Source organism: Acidobacteriota bacterium (assembly GCA_016703965.1).
GTDB lineage: Bacteria > Acidobacteriota > Blastocatellia > Pyrinomonadales > Pyrinomonadaceae > OLB17.
The window spans coordinates 1-17725 of record JADJBB010000005.1; the positions used below are offsets into that span (position 1 = coordinate 1).

Annotated in this window: 19 protein-coding genes and 2 pseudogenes; 11 read left to right on the top strand and 10 right to left on the bottom strand. The window is 49.1% G+C overall.

Features of this window, described 5'->3' with window-relative positions:
• From IPG22_05415 to IPG22_05445, 7 genes and pseudogenes are all read right to left on the bottom strand, one after another.
• Positions 1-685: pseudogene (locus tag IPG22_05415) on the bottom strand (ABC transporter ATP-binding protein).
• A gap of 328 nt (positions 686-1013) precedes the next feature.
• The gene (locus IPG22_05420) at positions 1014-1505 is read right to left on the bottom strand and encodes a hypothetical protein (GenBank protein MBK6587741.1); all 492 of its coding nucleotides are present in this window, start codon (positions 1503-1505) and stop codon (positions 1014-1016) included.
• Positions 1450-1917, bottom strand: coding sequence for an ABC transporter permease (locus IPG22_05425; protein ID MBK6587742.1), 468 nt, complete (start codon positions 1915-1917; stop codon positions 1450-1452). Before IPG22_05425 ends, IPG22_05420 begins: the two co-directional genes overlap by 56 nt.
• Positions 1914-3323, bottom strand: coding sequence for an efflux RND transporter periplasmic adaptor subunit (locus tag IPG22_05430; protein ID MBK6587743.1), 1410 nt, complete (start codon positions 3321-3323; stop codon positions 1914-1916). Before IPG22_05430 ends, IPG22_05425 begins: the two co-directional genes overlap by 4 nt.
• Before the next feature lie 76 nt (positions 3324-3399).
• Positions 3400-3801, bottom strand: coding sequence for a hypothetical protein (locus IPG22_05435; GenBank protein MBK6587744.1), 402 nt, complete (start codon positions 3799-3801; stop codon positions 3400-3402).
• A 229-nt stretch (positions 3802-4030) separates the two neighbouring features.
• Positions 4031-4411, bottom strand: a complete 381-nt coding sequence (locus IPG22_05440) for a hypothetical protein (protein ID MBK6587745.1) — start codon at positions 4409-4411, stop codon at positions 4031-4033.
• 152 nt (positions 4412-4563) lie between these two features.
• Positions 4564-5145 carry a Crp/Fnr family transcriptional regulator gene (locus tag IPG22_05445; GenBank protein MBK6587746.1) on the bottom strand — a complete coding sequence of 194 codons (582 nt, stop codon included), beginning with the start codon at positions 5143-5145 and terminating at the stop codon, positions 4564-4566.
• Positions 5146-5558: 413 nt separating this feature from the next.
• On the opposite strand from IPG22_05445, the gene IPG22_05450 reads away from it, so the two are divergent.
• The 11 genes and pseudogenes from IPG22_05450 to IPG22_05500 all read left to right on the top strand — a co-directional run bounded on the left by IPG22_05450 (position 5559) and on the right by IPG22_05500 (position 15991).
• Entirely contained in the window at positions 5559-6647 is a 1089-nt protein-coding gene (locus tag IPG22_05450) for an MFS transporter (protein MBK6587747.1), read from the top strand.
• Between the two features lie 6 nt (positions 6648-6653).
• Positions 6654-8885, top strand: coding sequence for a nitrate reductase (locus IPG22_05455; GenBank protein ID MBK6587748.1), 2232 nt, complete (start codon positions 6654-6656; stop codon positions 8883-8885).
• Between the two features lie 3 nt (positions 8886-8888).
• Positions 8889-9539, top strand: a complete 651-nt coding sequence (locus IPG22_05460) for a 4Fe-4S dicluster domain-containing protein (GenBank protein ID MBK6587749.1) — start codon at positions 8889-8891, stop codon at positions 9537-9539.
• On the top strand, positions 9529-9810 hold the full coding sequence (locus IPG22_05465) for a hypothetical protein (GenBank protein MBK6587750.1): 282 nt from the start codon (positions 9529-9531) through the stop codon (positions 9808-9810). Before IPG22_05460 ends, IPG22_05465 begins: the two co-directional genes overlap by 11 nt.
• On the top strand, positions 9807-10115 hold the full coding sequence (locus IPG22_05470; protein MBK6587751.1) for a Rieske (2Fe-2S) protein: 309 nt from the start codon (positions 9807-9809) through the stop codon (positions 10113-10115). The genes IPG22_05465 and IPG22_05470 overlap by 4 nt, the downstream gene beginning before the upstream one ends.
• Positions 10105-10356 (top strand): hypothetical protein, encoded by a 252-nt coding sequence (locus IPG22_05475; GenBank protein ID MBK6587752.1) that lies wholly within the window; start codon positions 10105-10107, stop codon positions 10354-10356. Before IPG22_05470 ends, IPG22_05475 begins: the two co-directional genes overlap by 11 nt.
• Positions 10352-10810, top strand: coding sequence for a cytochrome c nitrite reductase small subunit (gene nrfH / locus IPG22_05480; protein ID MBK6587753.1), 459 nt, complete (start codon positions 10352-10354; stop codon positions 10808-10810). The genes IPG22_05475 and nrfH overlap by 5 nt, the downstream gene beginning before the upstream one ends.
• 36 nt (positions 10811-10846) lie before the next feature.
• Positions 10847-12349: pseudogene (locus IPG22_05485) on the top strand (ammonia-forming cytochrome c nitrite reductase subunit c552).
• Positions 12350-12404: 55 nt separating this feature from the next.
• Positions 12405-13892: an MFS transporter gene (locus tag IPG22_05490; protein ID MBK6587754.1), complete on the top strand. Its 1488-nt coding sequence runs from the start codon at positions 12405-12407 to the stop codon at positions 13890-13892.
• 11 nt (positions 13893-13903) lie between these two features.
• Positions 13904-15247: a NarK/NasA family nitrate transporter gene (locus IPG22_05495; GenBank protein MBK6587755.1), complete on the top strand. Its 1344-nt coding sequence runs from the start codon at positions 13904-13906 to the stop codon at positions 15245-15247.
• Positions 15248-15349: 102 nt separating this feature from the next.
• Entirely contained in the window at positions 15350-15991 is a 642-nt protein-coding gene (locus IPG22_05500) for a molybdenum cofactor guanylyltransferase (GenBank protein MBK6587756.1), read from the top strand.
• A gap of 107 nt (positions 15992-16098) precedes the next feature.
• On the opposite strand, the gene IPG22_05505 is transcribed toward IPG22_05500, so the two are convergent.
• The 3 genes from IPG22_05505 to IPG22_05515 form a co-directional block, all read right to left on the bottom strand.
• Positions 16099-16488, bottom strand: a complete 390-nt coding sequence (locus IPG22_05505; protein MBK6587757.1) for a VOC family protein — start codon at positions 16486-16488, stop codon at positions 16099-16101.
• Between the two features lie 145 nt (positions 16489-16633).
• A complete protein-coding gene (locus IPG22_05510) occupies positions 16634-17284 on the bottom strand; it encodes a methyltransferase domain-containing protein (GenBank protein ID MBK6587758.1) in 651 nt (216 codons plus the stop codon).
• An 18-nt stretch (positions 17285-17302) separates the two neighbouring features.
• Positions 17303-17716, bottom strand: coding sequence for a hypothetical protein (locus IPG22_05515; protein MBK6587759.1), 414 nt, complete (start codon positions 17714-17716; stop codon positions 17303-17305).
• Between the last annotated feature and the right edge of the window lie 9 nt (positions 17717-17725).

Below are 17725 nucleotides of genomic sequence, written 5' to 3' on the forward strand. Positions count from 1 at the left end.
GAATTCAAATGTTCAACCTGAAGAATTCCATCGTTCAAGTGATAAATGCGGTCGAAGCCTTTAACCATGAGCAACGCCGGGTTACGACAATGACTGCTGCTCGTTTCTCGTGTCCGAGTTGCCGTAATAAATCCATCACGGCTTTGCCTCTTTCGGAATCAAGTGCGGCGGTTGGCTCATCGGCGAGAATCACTACCGGGTCGTTGACGACGGCACGAGCAACTGCTACTCGCTGTTGTTCACCACCGGAAAGCGTGGCTGGGTAAATATCTGCCCGATGAGCTAAATCAAGTCTTTCCAATAATGCTCTGGCGCGTTTTAGAGCTTCTCGATTTGAAACGCCGTTGAGGGTTAAGACAAGAGCAACATTTTGGACAACCGTTAGAAACGGAATCAGATTGTAGGATTGAAAAATGATTCCGTTCGCTGTCGCCGCAGCAATCGATCATCAATCAACTTTTCTTTTCTTCGAAAATCGTCTCTCCGGCAATTTCGATTTTTCCGCTGGTTGTGGATCAATCAGCGAAACAGCCCGTAAAAGTGTGGTCTTTCCTGATCCGCTCGGTCCCATTAAGGCGACCACTTCACCTGCTTCAACATCCAAACTCGCATCTTTGAGAGCGATAACCTCCGTATCACCTTCCCCGAAAATCTTGGTTAAATTTTGAGCCGAAACCTGCTGCATTATTCTCCAACAAGCCCGAAAAGTCTGAAATTTGCGTGAGTATTTTACCCCGCCATGGCCGTCGTCGCGTCAATACTCAGAGCTTTGTGTATGCCAATCCCACTGGCCGCGATACAAATACCAATTACGATTCCAAAAACCATTATTTGATCGCTGACCAGCAACACGAGCCGACGCGGAAAATACTCGTAAGTCAAACCTTAATTATGGTTTCGAATACAATCCAAGGAATCCCAAGATCAACGATTGCTGCAAAATCAAACCGACTATTTTGAGTTTGGGGCCCTGATAATTTTCAGGGTTGCAATATTCTGGTTTTCCTCAGGTGTCATCGTGTAGACGATGAAGGGCGATGATCTGCAGCCGCCACGACCAGAGAATTGTGGAATAGAAGGATTTGTTGTCTCGCTCTTTCGATTACATTTTTCGCTAAAAAATCTTCTTGCTGCTGGGTTGTCAAAACATTGTAATGCGTCCAGCGTGCTATATTTTTTGCCACTTCTTCGGCATTTGCCCAGGATTCCAGCCGAACCAAAATAACATTGGCGATATGTGAACTTTGGAGTAACGAAGAAAGATTCTCGGCAGAAACACCGGCAAGTTTGGGATTTTCTGACAAATCTGCTTGCAGACGTGCCCGGTCGTTACGAATCGCTTCATTGGATTTAAGAAACTGAAGCTCCTGTGCATCTTCAAGCGTGATAAACGCTGCTGAATCTCCCGAATTTGAAACAACGCCTCCGTCAATCCGACAACCTCTAAAGTTATTCGTCCGAATTCGAATTGAGTTCCAAGCGGAAACACCGGCTTTTGCGGTCAACTACCATCTCATATCGGTTCTTCAGAATTGGGCGCCCCGCAGCGATTGCGGGAGGACCGCCGAGACCACCCAAACGATAACCGATGACCTGAAGCCGCAGGATTTTCTCCTGATGTTCGATCTGCAACAATTGATAAGCAACAGGACTAGCTTCGCTCACACCCGAAACCGTGAGGATATTGCGATAGAGATCTTCGGGAACCCGAGAACTTTCCGCAAATGGACCATTGGTATCTTTTTGCACAACCCATAAATCAACTTTGGGGGCACGAACAATGCTCAACGCGTCTTCAACCATACCCGCGTAAATTCCATTCATCGCCATCACTGTTGTGAGCAGCAAACCGAGACCTACAGCAGTTAAAATAAACCGACCCAACCGATATTCAACATCATGGAGTGCGAGGTTCATTGTTTCACCTGCGGCTCTTCTTTACTTTCTTCGGCAGCGCTTGAAACTCGCCGACCTTCATTGCTCAAATCGGATAATTTACCCGGCGAAACGACAACCTTATCTCCGCTTTCAAGTCCTGAAATCACTTCCGCCCAGCCGCTTGCATCAACCATTCCGGTTTGTATTTTTCTAAACTGCAAACGATTTTCAATCACCAGCCAAACGCCGATTCCTTCTTTTGAGCGAATCAATGCAGATGCGGGAATAACCTTCAAAGTCCTTGTTTTTGGTCGAATTATTGCTTCTAGCTGTTCGCCAAGCCTGATATGTTCGGGTATTCGCTCAAACGAAATATCAACGGCAATTTGTTCGGTTACGCGATCACTTTCACGCTGAATCCGTGTTACTTTTCCCTGCAAATTCCCCGTCTGCATCGAACGCAAAGTAATTTCGGCAAGATCACCAACTTCAAAAGAGTTTGAATTGCTTTCATCAATAAAAACAGTCGCCCAAATTGTTGTTGGGTCGGCAATTTTGAGTATCGGGGTTCCGGGATTTACTACTGCACCGGGTTCTAGTTCACGACTGACCACATATCCGCTTATTTGACTGACGATCACACCTTCAGATTTCCGCGCATCTGCTGATGCAAGTGCAGCTTCGGCAACACTTATATCTTGCTCAATTACTTTCAACCCGGTTCTTAGCGTTGCGACATCGTCATTTGCAACTTTCAGTTGGGCTTGAGCCTGCTTAACATCTTCGCCGACTGTATTGATTTGAGCCTCGATGTTTTTCACATCTTCCAATGCTGTATTTCGTTGAGCTTCGGCATTTTTTACATCATCGTCAGCGGCTTTCTCCTGCGTCAGACGTTCTTCCAATTCCATTTTTGAAACATCGCCGGATTGATAAAGTTTTTGCCACCGATTAGCGTTGTTTTGTGCTTGTAAGCGAAGAGTGCGCAATTTTGAAATGGTTGAATCGAATGAGGTTACGGCAGATTTCGCCCGACGCAAAGACGCTCTTGGAACTTCCCTATTAGTCATTATTCGTTGAACAGATGCTCGCTGAACTTCAACGGCGGACAGCGCCCGTTGAATCTCCGCCCGACGAACTTCCGCAGTTGACCTTGAACGCTGCAATGTGGATTCGGCACGCTCCATTTCAGCCCGTAATTCAGAATCTTCGAGCGTCGCTAAAACCTGTCCATTTGAGACCGTATCGCCTTGATCCACGTCAATTGAAATTAATCGCCCAGGTATTTTCGAAGCAATATTTACAACGATTTTTGATTCAACCGTTCCAATGCCTTGAATCGATGGCGTGATTCTCCTCTCCGATATTTCTGTAACCGTAACTTGTGGCGGGCGCAGCCAAAACCACAAAAGCCCCCCGGCCAGAGCCAAAAATCCTACTGCCAAAAGGACTCTCAAGAACGATTTTGTGTATCCGCCTTTCATTAACTGCTCATCGTTTCCAGTAAGCTCTTTCGAAAAATCACTTCTCCTTGAATTTGGTCAATAATACGGAAACTTTTGATAAAGCTCTTATTTCGTGAACGACATTTGGTTCGATCGTAACCAACACACCTACTTTTAGTTCAACCTCTTCCTTTTCCTCGCCGACAATTAATAGGCCTTTTCCCGCAACACATTGAATCGTAATCGGTTCGGCGGCTTTATGAGCATCCAAAATGGCTTTATTGCGTAGCGTGATTTGGACGATTTTTCGGCGATCACCATCAAAAAGCGGCGTAACCTCTTTATCTTTGCCGTCGCCGATTTTAGTTTGTAAATTCAACTTTTGCATATTTCTTTCCTGACTATTGACATTAAAACCGATGAACGTAATCATCAGAGCAACTCCTAAAACTACAGTTAAAAACAAAATTCTCTTCATTTTTGACAAACCCCCAACCTGCCTCCGAAACTTTATTAAGATTCAGACAGTTGAAAAATACTCGATTAGCCGATCAGATCATTTCCATCTGGTTGAAATCCGAAACCGCGCGCAAAGCGGGCAAAAACTAATCAAACTCATCAGTAAAAACGCAATTCGGTCAATCGCCGGGCCGCAATGGTCGGACCGGGAAAATCCGTTGTTACCTCAGATGGTCGTATCATGCGGCTTAGCACGCGGCGTCGCCCTTGGGGTGAGGGTAGCGGTCAGACTGGTCTTCGTCGTTGTGGGCATTTAGACAAACAAAGTCCTTTTCGATCAATATTCTGAGTTCGGTTTGTTCGTCCGCAAGAAACGTTCCGGCAAGGCTAACCTCGTCGGAGTTGGCCCAGCTATTGGCGTCGGAGGCAGGTACGCGAACCACGATTATTCCGTCCGCAAAAGAGGCCGAAAAATTACTGTTGGGCGTCTTTTCGAGCAAGTAGCCAAAGTCGTTTTTACCTAGCCCAAACCGCACGTTGTCCCCGATGGTTCCTGTTTGATCAAAAGTCTCGACTTCGGAACGGGCCAACCGAAAACGAAGAGTGTTTTCTCTAATTCGAAGTTTCATGATCCATCCTCAACGCAAGTCTTAGAATAAGGAACGTAACACGAAGCACGGTCGCCGAAATATGATCCAGATCACTTTTTTTGCATATGGCTAACGGATAAGAGTGCGAAGATGCTCAGTCGTTTCGACGAATATTCTTCCGCCGACTATTTTCAGATATCCCTTTCCGCGAGCTTTCGGATAGTCCGGATCGTGGTCTCGAGCGAAAGCCCTGCCATCTCAGCTATATCTTGCCGTCGATGGGTGATCTTCTTAACTTCGCCCGCATTCATTTCACCCGTAAGCCTCAAAATAATGCTCGCAACACGCTGCTCGGCGGATGGCGTGGCCAAAATCTGAACGGTATCGGCACGGTCACGGAGAATGCCGCACATTCGGTTAAGCACCAGGGAAGAAAATTCGGACGATGATTCCATTAAAGCAAGAAACTCACCCCGCGGGACCATTAGAAGCGAGCTGTTCTCGATTGCAACGGCTGTTGCGGGAAATCGCTTTCCGTCCATCGCCGGCGGAATTGCGAATATCTCGCCAGCCTGAAACGTGCCAATGATGATCTCCTTACCCGCCTCAGGATAGCGAACCATTTTGATCTTTCCAGCCAATATGATCGGTAAAAATGTGGCCTGATCACCCTCGAAAAAAACGTGCTCGCCGCCACCGAACGAACGTCTGCGTCCAATAGCAAAGAGACCTTCTGTTAGTTCGGCACTAAAATGGTCGGATATTTGACTCATGAACGTATGAAGCCCCCCAGCGATTCCCAAAACAATAGTTACATTTCATGAGCCAAATCATAAATCGAACGGCCGGAATTTGATATTTAATAAGGGAGCACGAGGGGACTCACATGAAGTATTTTCTCCGTACATTCTTACTAACAGGAAATTCGACTGTGATCTATCCCGTTTTCGAAGGGCCTTTTACTCATTCTTACATTACTCGCTATCGATCCGGATCTTCTGTGACCGCTAGTTTTAACGCGGCCTATCCGCATAAGTACGCTCACTTGTATTTTCGCCTGTAACGTTTCGAATATATGATAACTATCTAAGCCCAAGGAATTGCTCATTAGTTGTACGCACCATATTCTCTTTTAGGTTGGCACTCATTTTGCAGACGACAGATGGTTGCCCTATAGAAAAAACGAATGCCCATCGAGATCACCAAGCCAGCTACTTCGATTAATTATCGCAACCCGACCTTGATCGGGCTCGGGGCATCAATGGCTCTGACGGCACTTGTTATTGTCGGTTCGCGAAATCTTGAGCATTTCGATTCGGCGCTATTCGGATATCTGATCGCAAGTATCGTCGCGATCGGTGCGATTTTTTTCCGCTATGCACTTTGGCTTCAGCGTCCGGCGACGCGAGCATATTTTTCTAGAGGGTTGAAGCTATTTTTCCAGCGAAAGAAATTTGCACGCAACACACTAGACGCTACAAAAACGGTAGGCATCAATATGCTCGCCCAGAAGTTTATCTTCAAACGGGCCAAATCAAGATGGCTGATGCATTTTCTGATCATGTGGGGCTGTATTTTGTCAGCGGCCATCACATTCCCGCTGGTATGGGGCTGGATACACTTCAAACTTGAGAGCGAAACAGGCTACAAGGCCTACGTATTCGGCTTTCCAATGCAATCGATGGACGTCCACAGCGTACTGGCATTTTTCACGTTCAAGGCTCTCAATTTCACGGCTCTCATGGTGCTCGCGGGTTGTGCTATTGCGATCCATCGCCGCTTAAAAGACCGCGGAGCAATAGCGGTCCAGCAATTTCTTTTGGATTTTGTTCCCCATCTTTTGTTGATCTCGATCTGCGTTTCGGGACTTATGTTAACGGCATCGAGTACATATTTCGGTGGGTATATGTACTCGTTCATTGCCCTGACCCATCAAGCGATAGTGATAATGACACTATTCTTCCTGCCGTTTGGCAAGCTATTTCATATTGTTCAGCGTCCGGCGTCGATCGGCGTTGAGCTATATCAACAGCGAGCGAAAGAAATGGAGCAGGCAAAATGTCGGCGGTGCGGCGTAGAATTCGCGTCTGTTATGTGGCTCGGCGATCTGAAGAGCGTCGTCGAAAAAGTCGGGTTTGACTACACAATGGAAAATGGTGAGAAGTTGCAGGATTATTGTCCGCGTTGCAAACGTGTAATCCGGGGCCTTGCATACTCCGTCCTAATGGATCGCCCCGATAAGGTCTTTCACGGCTCACGCTCCGGCACCGAATAGCAAATAATGTCAAAAGTTGAGAATCTCGCAAGTATCATTGATCGTTTCGGCCCTCATTTGCACGATGAGCCTATAGGCGGTTGGAGCGCCGAACGAAAAGTCGACAAGATGGTGCCCACCCACTGTCCGTATTGCGGAATGCAGTGTGGCATGAATCTGCTGGTTGAAAAGAATCATGTTGTCGGCGTAGAACCGCGTTACGATTTTCCGGTAAACGAGGGCCGATTGTGTCCAAAGGGAGTGACGGCGTATCTACAGACACATCATCCCGATCGGCTGGAATACCCGCTGATAAAACAAAATGGCAATTTCGAGCGAGCGAGCTGGGACGAGGCTCTCGATCTGATCGTGGCGAAATTTAAGGGGCTGCAGGAAAAATACGGAAAGGATTCAATCGCTGTTTATTCAGGCTCGTCGCTGACGACCGAAAAGACATATCTCGTCGGTAAATTCGCCCGCCTTGGTTTGCAGACCAGATACATTGATTACAATGGACGACTTTGCATGGCGTCCGCTGCAGGCGGCAATAACAAGGCGTTCGGCATCGACCGGGCGGCAAATCCATGGAGCGATATACCGCACGCCGAGGTTCTGATAATCGCCGGAGCAAACTGTGCTGAAACGTTTCCCATCCTTAACGGATTCCTTTGGAAACAACGTGATAACGGCGGCGTCTGGATCGTAATCGATCCCCGCGAGACCGCGACAGCTCGTCAAGGCGATCTGCATTTACAGCTCAAGCCCGGAACGGATGTGGCCGTTGCGAATGGCATCTTGAATGTCCTGATCAATGAGAACCTCATCGATCAGGCGTTTATCGACAGCCGCACTAATGACTGGGAAGCGGCCAGGGCGGCGGCATTGAATTATCCACCCGATGTCGCTTCAGAGATCTCCGGTGTCCCGGCGGGGAAGATCATTCAGGCCGCTCGCCTCTACGGTCGTGCAAAGACCGGAATGATCATGCATGCCCGCGGCATCGAGCATCACTCGAACGGGACGGAGAACGTGCTGAGTTATATCAATATCGCACTTGCGACCGGTAAGATCGGCTCGGAAGGCCGCGGCTACGGCACGATCACCGGTCAGGGCAACGGCCAGGGCGGCCGTGAGCATGGACAGAAGGCCGACCAACTTCCGGGCTATCGGTCGATGCTTAATCCTGAACATCGGAAGTACATTGCCGAGGTTTGGGGGATCGACGAATCTGAAATGCCTGAACCTGGCGTATCCGCCGTCGAGCTGTTTAACAAAATGCGGGAAGGCGAGATCAAAGGCCTTCTCTCGATATGCAGCAACATGATGGTCTCGCTGCCGGATACCAATCAGGTGCGGAAGTCGCTCGAGGGACTCGAATTTAACGTCTGCATCGACTTCTTTATGTCCGAGAGCGCCCGTTATGCCGACGTTGTCCTCCCCGGTACAACATGGTCCGAAGACGAAGGTACGACCACCAGCGGCGAGGGCCGCGTGATAAAGATCAATCAAGCGATAGACCCGCCCGGTGAGGCTCGCCACGATTGGCGCGCCCTCCAGGAGATCGCTCATAGGATGGGTCGCGGAAAGTACTTTCAATTTGAGTCTCCTCGGGAGATATTTGACGAGCTCCGAGTCGCTTCCAAGGGTGGGAAGGCAGATTATTTCGGGGTCACTTACGAAAAGATCGACAAACAGGACGGCGTGTTCTGGCCATGCCCAACCGAGGAAAGCACGGGGACGCCGCGTCTTTTCGAGGAACGTTTCGCTCACGATGACGGCAAGGCAAGATTTCACGCGATCGAATATAAAGGTGCCGCAGAGAAACCCGATGAAGAGTATCCTTTGATCTTTACCAGCGGGCGTATCGTTCACCAGTATTTGTCGGGCAATCAGACCCGGCGTATTGGCTTTCTTGTTCAGCAGTGTCCGGAGCCATTCGTTGAGATGCATCCTGAAACCGCAATGAGATACAAGATCAACGATGGCGAGCGGGTCAAGGTGATCTCGCGTCGCGGTGAAGGTATATTCCCCGCTCTGGTAGTAAAAACCATCAGGCCCGATACGATCTTTATCCCGTACCACTGGGGAGAGGAACTCGCGGCAAATCAGATAACCAACGCCGCACTCGACCCGACCTCGAAAATACCGGAATTCAAAGCATGTGCCGCCCGTCTCGAGAAAATACACACGAGAGAATTGCCGATACTGGGCGAGGTGCGAAAGGGAACGTCGCAAAATGAAGTGCAGAAAGGAAAATAGAGCATGAATGAAACGATGTTTATCGATCCGCAGCGATGCATAGGGTGTAGGTCCTGTGTAGCCGCATGCCGCGAGTGTTCGACGCATAAGGGTTACTCGATGATCTTCGTCGACTATATCGACCGCAGCGAGACGACCGCTACCATGCCCACCATATGTATGCACTGCGAAGAGCCGACTTGTGCGCTGGTTTGCCCCGCGGACGCGATCAAACAAAATGAAGATGGCGTGGTCATGTCTGCACTGAAGCCACGATGCCTCGATTGCCGCAATTGTGTGAACGCGTGCCCTTTCGGTGTGCCGAAATATAATTCCGCGATGCATCTGCAGATGAAATGCGACATGTGCTACGACCGAACGAGCGAGGGTCTCAAGCCTATGTGCGCAAGCGTCTGTCCGACAGGAGCAATTTCGTTCGGTACTTATGAACAGATCGTTCCGCTACGTAGAACTAAGCCCGTCAATGCTCACGTTTTTGGCAATCAAAGCGTTAAGACAAAAGTCTACATGATGCTGCCGACTGACGCTGATGAGGTAAGCGTCGACGGGTGCGGCGTTTTCGAGGGACAGACAGCGCTTGACGGAGCTAACGTAAGCGAAGAATCGTGGATAGATACTCAAGTGGAGGAATCCAATAAGAGCAATGAATTCTAAAGCATTCCATCAAGATACGATCAATAAGATACTGGCCGGGGATAATGAAATATCGGATGAAGTAAATGTCCGCACAGCGACGGCTCCGTTTCAGGCCGAGTTCCCTTATGAACGAGACAGCGAAGCTCAGGTTACTAGGCGGGAGTTCTGCAACTTTCTCTTTTTAACATCGAGTGCACTGTTTTTGGCGCGGCTGGATTTGCAGGGAAATCTGCATATGATGCCCGATCGCCAAGAACCTTTACGCCGGCGAAGATCGATGGTGCAATGAGCATCGAACCCGGATCAGCCTTGAATTTCGCGTACCCCTCGGAGGAAGATACCGCGATCCTGATACGCGACACCGACGGCACCTATGCTGCCTTTGGGCAGAAATGCACGCATCTGTCTTGCCCGGTCTACTATTCACAAGCAAACGACCGTCTCGAATGCCCGTGTCACAATGGTGGTTTCAGCTCCAAGACAGGCGAGGTATTGTATGGCCCGCCGCCGCGTCCGCTCGACAGAATTGAGCTTGAGACGATCAATGGTGAAATTTTTGCAGTTAAAAGAGAGGTGCGTGGCAATGAAGGATAACGCCAAGCCGAGAAGACCCCAGAGCCGCGGACTTGCCGCCGTTTGGCAGGCCCGGCTCGCGATGCTTGTAATGATCAACGTGGCTCAGCTCTGGATCCTATCGGCAGCGGTCGAGGCGGCTCTTGCTCAGTCGTATGGGCAGTTGGCACCGCTCGTTATTGCATCGGGAATATGCTGGCTGATCGCTCTGAGCATCTTTCTATGGTGGCGCCCCGCCGGCGAAGGAGGTAGACGCTATTAACCTTCAATTCTTAAAACTAGCCGTTTTAGGCATCGCGGTAGGCGGAGCACTTGCGATCGGGGTTTACACCTTTGTGTACGCCAAGGGATATTCGTATCTTTCGAACGACCCTGGAAACTGCGTTAATTGCCACATCATGAATGAACAATTTGATGGTTGGCAGAAGGGTAGCCATAAGAACGTCGCGACCTGTAATGATTGTCACACGCCCCACGATACCATTGGAAAATATATGACCAAAGCCTCGAACGGCTTTTGGCATTCCTATTATTTCACCACTAATACTTTTCATGAACCGATTCAGTTGACCGAGCGAAGCCGGCAGATCACCGAAGAATCCTGTCGGCACTGTCATCAGAATATGGTTGATGCAATAACCGTTTCATTAGATAAAAAGCATACGGATGAGGTGTCTTGTCTCAGGTGCCATCGTTCAGTGGGGCACTTACATTAAAAAATTGGCTCAGTTGTAATACTAGGAGAAGGTAGCATGGAAAACGAAGAAAACACGGTGTCTAAAAAAGCACCGGCCAAATCGAGGTTGTACGGAGGAAAGGTCGTGGTATCGGTCGCGTTTCTAGCGTTTGCCGCGGCCATTCTTGGCCTTGGGCTTCTAACAAATATTCTTGAGCGGAAAAATGAGGCTAAGAACCCTTTTTTTCGTGTGGTTGAATTGACCGACGATACGACCGACCCAGAGGTCTGGGGTAAGAATTTTCCTCTCCAGTATGATGGTTACAAAAAGACCGTCGATCAGGTACGAACTCGTTTTGGCGGCAGTGAGGCGGTTCACAAAACGCCAAAGGACTCTGACCCGCGATCGATGGTAGCCCAGTCGCGTCTGGAAGAGGACCCTCGATTAAAAACGATGTGGGATGGCTATGCTTTTGCTGTCGACTTTCGGGAAGAGCGGGGCCACGCTTTCATGCTGGAAGACCAGATGTTTACTGAAAGGCAGAATGTTGTTAAACAGCCTGGTAGTTGTATTAATTGTCACGCCTCCGCGTACGCTGCTTACAAGAAACTCGGAGGTGGCGACATCGTAGCTGGGTTTCAAGCACTCAACAAACTGCCGTATTTTGAAGCAAAGAAAGAAATTTCACACCCGGTTGCTTGTATAGACTGCCACGATTCACAAACGATGGCATTACGAATTACCAGGCCCGCATTCATGGACGGGATAAAAGCGTATAAGGCGTCTCAAGGGATCCAAAATTATGATGTAAATCGTGATGCAACTCGGCAGGAAATGCGGAGCTACGTCTGCGGTCAGTGCCACGTAGAATACTATTTCAAGGGGAGCCGATAAGCAGTTGACCTATCCTTGGGAAAAGGGGCTAAAAGTCGAAAACATTATGGCCTACTATGATGAGGTAAAACACAAAGATTGGTCACACAAGCAAACTGGAGCCGAAGTTCTGAAAGCTCAACACCCTGAATTTGAGATGTTCAACCAGGAATTCACTCAAGGGCAGGTGTTTCCTGTGCCGATTGTCACATGCCGTATAAACGTGAAGGGGCAATGAAAATCAGCGACCATCATGTTCGGAGCCCGCTCCTGAACATTAGCCAGAGCTGCCAAACTTGTCACAGTACGAGCGAAGCGGAGCTCAAATTCCGGGCCGAGGCGATCCAGGAACGCACTTTCAATATGCGAAACATTGCCATGGACGCTCTTGTGCAGCTCATTGACGATCTTAGGAAAGCGAAGGAAAGGGGCGCCACAGACGAAGACCTCGCAGCGGCACGAGACTTTCAGCGGAAAGCACAGTTTTATCTTGATTTTGTCGAGGCCGAAAACTCAATGGGTTTTCACGCTCCAGCCGAGGCGGTAAGGATCTTAGGCGAATCTGTGAATTTTACACGCCAAGGGCAACTGTCGCTTAAAAATGGAAAAACCCTGCTCGCTACAGCTGCCCGCACTGATTTCTTCATACGATACCGAGAGTGGTTTAGAGACGTTCTAAGGGACAAAGAAGGGACACGGTATTAGACCATTACCTTTGTGCGGCGATTTGTCCGCATTCTCTGCGAAGTTCTTTGCGATTATGGAAACGAGCACGCCTCCTGGGGCAATCCGGATACTGATATTAAATACACTCGCGTTCACCGTATGTTTTTCGGCGTGGATGTTAAACGGCGTTCTTGTTACTTTTCTTTCGGTAAACCAGGTCTACAAATGGACCGCCTCTGAGATCGGTTGGCTGATGGGAATACCGGTTCTTGCAGGCTCTATTTTTCGTCTGCCTGCGGGTATGCTAACCGACAAGTTTGGTGGCAAACCAGTAATGACGGCGACCTTGCTCCTCTGTGCGGTCCCAATGTTTCTTCTTTCAAAGGTCGATTCATTCACTGGTTTCGCTCTGTGTAGTTTCGGATTTGGGCTTGTCGGTGTGAGCTTTTCGATCGGCATTGCCTACACATCGGTTTGGTTCCCGAGATCAAAACAAGGATTTGCTCTCGGTATCTTCGGAGCCGGAAATGCCGGTTCGGCCATCACCACTCTTGTAGCTCCAACATTACTCAACACGTTTACGGCAAACGGTTCGGACATCGATGCCTGGCGCAGACTGCCAATAGTCTATGCCGCGGTCCTTGCGGTTACGGGCGTAATGTTCTTTCTGGCGACGACAAATAAGAAGCCGCTGTGGGTAGCGAAGACTTTTGCCGAACAACTCGCCCCTCTCAAGAATATTCGCGTGTGGCGTTTCGGACTGTACTATTTTCTTGTATTTGGCTGCTTTGTCGCTTTTTCGCAATGGCTCGTCCCCTATTTTGTAAACGTCTATTATTTGCCGTTGGTTACAGCCGGTTTGCTGGCCGCACTATTCAGCTTTCCCTCAGGTGTTATCAGGGCGTTCGGCGGCTGGCTGAGCGATCGTTTTGGCGGTCGAAAAGTGATGTATGGCGTCCTCGGCCTGTCGTTACTACTATCCGCTCTGTTGATAATTCCCAAAATGGAAATATCGTCACCGGGCAAGGGGGTCGTAGCCGAACGTGATGGCGTTGTAACAGGTGTCGACGCTGATTCTGTCACTGTGGACGGCAAAAGATATCAGGTCAATGCCAAAAAGGAAACGGGCTCGGTCGAACAAGACCAAATGCTTATCTTCCCTACAAAAGAGATATGGCAGGAACCCGTTGTACAGATCGGACAGGAAGTAAAACGAAAAGAACTGCTGGCGAAAGGGACCACCAAGATCTTTTTTCAGGCCAATGTGTGGATATTCGCCGGGATCGTGATGTTTCTGGGTATTGTCTGGGGCGTCGGCAAGGCTGCTGTATACAAACACATACCTGAATATTTTCCCGAGGAAGTTGGCGTCGTTGGCGGAATGGTTGGAGTTCTGGGCGGCCTTGGCGGTTTCGTAAGCCCAATCATCTTTGGCTATTTACTTGATGAAACCGGCCTTTGGACTAGTTCGTGGATGATGATGCTCGTTCTTTCAGCGATCTGTTTGGTCTGGATGCATCGCGTGATTCAGAAAATGATGCACGAGCAGCAGCCGGATCTGATGAAGAAGATTGAGGATTAAGGAAGTACTTTATGTCAGCCTGGTTAGAAAAATGGACCCCCGAAGATGCTGATTTTTGGGAAACAACCGGAAGCAAGATCGCCTGGCGTACACTGATCGTCACAACGACAACGCTAACGCTTTCATTCGCGACGTGGTTTATGATGAGTGCGATCGTCGTCAAACTGCCCGGGATCGGCTTTAAATTTTCCACCTCACAGCTCTTCTGGCTTGCAGCGATGCCGGGTCTTGCCGGCGGAACGCTCCGAATGATCCATACGTTTTTACTGCCTATCTTCGGTACGCGAAAGATCATAACCATCGCCACATTTCTCAAACTGATCCCATGCATCGGACTAGGTTTGGCAATAATGAATCCGGAGACTCCGTTCTGGTTATTTATGGTTTTGGCATTTTCTGCCGGGTTTGGAGGCGGCGACTTTTCGTCCTACATGCCCAGCACGAGCGTGTTCTTTCCAAAGCGATTGCAGGGTACGGCATTGGGCATTCAGGCTGGAATTGGCAACTTCGGCGTAAGTCTCGCTCAATTCGCGACACCCATGATCATCACTTTTGCGATGATCGGTGGTTCGCAGACGATCCAAACGATCGATCCAAATACGAAGGCAGTCACGGGATCAAATTCGATATGGCTGCAGAATGCAGCATTCTGGTACGTTCCCCTACTGATCATCATGGGCATCTTGGCCTGGCTGTTGTTGCGGAGCGTGCCCATTAAGGCGTCGTTCACCGAACAGCTAGATATCTTCAAAGACAAACACACCTGGTTTTGCACAGTCACTTACCTCATGACCTTCGGAGGTTTCTCCGGTCTCGCCGCAGCGTTCCCCTTGCTCATCAAAATTCTATATGGAGGCTTTCCTAACCCGCCGGATCCGCTCAAGTATGCATTTTGGGGACCTCTAATTGGATCTGCCAGTCGCGTCCTATTTGGGTTTGTAGCGGACAAGGTCGGCGGAGCGATCTTGACGACGATCTGTGGACTCGCACTAATTACAGGGACGATCACAATGATCGCGTTGGGTCTATTTGCACCGACATCGGTTGATCAGTTCGGACTATTTGTGACGCTTATGCTGACCCTCTTTTTCTTTACGGGAATGGGCAATGCCGCAACATTTCGCCAATTTCCGATCATTTTCGGACACAATCCACGACAGGCTGCGGGCGTTATAGGTTGGACGGCAGCCGTCGCTGCTTACGGCCCATTCCTGTTCTCGATGTTGATCAGCACAGTACTTTCGGCGACCGGAACCGTCGATCTATTCTTTATAGGCCTAACTGTATTTTTTGTAGTTGCCACCTTTATTAATTGGTGGTTTTACAACCGAAAAAACTGCGAGAGGCCGAGCTAAGCTTTGCTAATTTTACGGAAGTCTCTCTTGAGGCTGGTACTCCCGCCCATTCCTTAGCAGTAATAGAAGACGAGGAGACACTTTTAGAATACTTTTGAGGCAATGAGATTGATCGATGGATTTGTTTTGGCAGGCGGACAAAGCCGGCGGATGGGGCAAAACAAGACGGCACTGTTGCTCGGCGGCAAGACGCTTATCGATCGTGCGGCCGATGCATTGTTTCCCGTTGCAAACACAGTTTACGCGGTCGGTAATTTAACCCACCAAATTACTTCGCTTCCGATAATTCAAGATCATCCCATTACGGGAGATACCCGCGGAGCGATCGTGGGGTTATATACAGCGCTTGTGAACGCTAAGACCGAGTGGGTAGCCGTACTCGCGTGCGACCTGCCATTTGTCACTGGCGAATTGATGACTCGGATGGTAGACATTATGCGGCACGGCGCGGAGTTGCAAATGAACGATGTCGATGCCGTCTTCGCCGAACAGCCAGATGGACGCATTCAGCCACTTTGTGGGCTGTATCGTCGAGATAGGTGCCTGCCCGAGATTGAGAAAATGTTGTCAGATGGTGAATGGCGATTGCAGCAATTGGGGGTGCGACTCAAGACACGGGTAATTGGGTTTTCCGAGATCAAGGATATTCAAGGCGCCGAATTCTTGTTCTTTAACATGAACACACCCGAGGAATATCGATTAGCAGTCGAAATTGAAAAGAGATGCGACTCCAGTCCGTTTTAAGGCAGCCAATTCGCTAGGCCCCATAATCCAGGTTGTATGCGATCATGTTCCTTTCCTTTTTCATACACAATCCCTATTTGCTTATGCATGATTAGAAATTCTTTACCTCACATCTCCGGTTTCGTGGGCGACGCGAACGCTAAAATGTATCCGTCAGCATCAAGACTGTATGCAACCAACTCACCCCAGTCTCTAGGTGCCAGCGGGCTGAGTTCCTGGGCTCCGGCAAGGAGAGAGCGCTCGTGAAATGCGGCCGGATCATCCACCACTAAATAGATCTCGCCACGCAGAACGTCGGGCATTGAAGACGGATCGCCGATGCGACCTAACAGCCGTATAATCCCTTCCGACGGCATAAGGCCGAGAATCGTTTGTTCTCCAATCGAAAACTCCGTCATTCCAGGCACATCAAGAATAGGATCTTTCCCAAGAACCGTCGAATAGAATGCTGCACTATGCTTCTGGTCGGATACGTATAAGATGAAATGCACCTTCATTTTCCTCTAAACCTCGTGAAACTTAATTTCAGTACAACTTGCTGGCGGCGTTTTGCCAGAGTAAAGGGAGGCATCGCTCGCGTTTGCAACCGGATCTGATAGCTTGGACTCGTGGCCCCCTAAGTAAAGTAGTTGTACAGCCTACTTACCTTTTCTTGACGAAAGCTCCAGAAACGAGAAACATCAAACCGAAGAAAAATTCTCTAATTTCAATCCCGTCAACATACTTCGACAAGATCTGCCACGGCTCAGCGTTCGGTCTCGGCGTTGTTTTGAATGAGAGGTTGTGAAGCGTCTTCAATATCGGATTGAGGAGGTTTCCTGAGCGAGCACTCGAAGCTTTAGCTCCGAAAGCTACGACCCGCGCGCCAACCTTCAAGTGTAGCAAAATATTTTCCAACGCCCCTTCTAATGCATAGACATCAGGAGCCGCAAACATAACAAGACCATCGAATTCACCCGTCAAATTTGCGTCTTGCGCCGCAGCGACGATCACTTCTACATTATCCCAGTGGTTTGCCGCAATACGCCTCCGTGCGAGTTCGCTGTGCTTGGGGCTGATATCGACACCGACGACTTGGCCGGAGGGCCCAACCGCGTCAACAAGAAATGGAAAACTGCCTCCCGGACCGCAACCAACATCCAAAACACGGTCCCCTTCTTTGAGATTCAGGAGTTCGACAGCCTTTCGACGGACAGGCTTAATGAACGAGAAATCGAAGTTCGGGAATGGTTTCGTCAACTCAATCAGCAAGCGGCCATAAAGCGGCGTTAGTTCTTTGTCTTGTTTTTCCATCGAAACGACCTCTCTTGTTCAGTCAATCCCCAGAATTGCGTTAAAGAAAGAGACCACATGTCTCCAAACGAGGTAGAAAACGATCACCAAAACTGGGAAGCCGAAAGGAAACGCGCTCGCTACGACCGACGGGATTTCAACGTCAGTGAGCTTAGCTATTCCAAATGCTGTCATTGCCTGTACAAACGTAAGAAGTGCCCCATGAAGACCGATAGACAAATACCGATTTCTTCGCAATCGTACGTAAGCCATATTCCAAATGCCCCATAGATTTGGAACTATCGCCAAAGGAAAAACTATCAATCGCTCAATCGGGATAAGTTCGCTGTATTCGTGACGAGCAAACGTAAAAACAGTAACGAACAAAACAAGAAGAATCGTAGGGATAGTGATTCCTGCCATATATGCTCGAAGATAAGGATACGTTTTCATATGGATCTC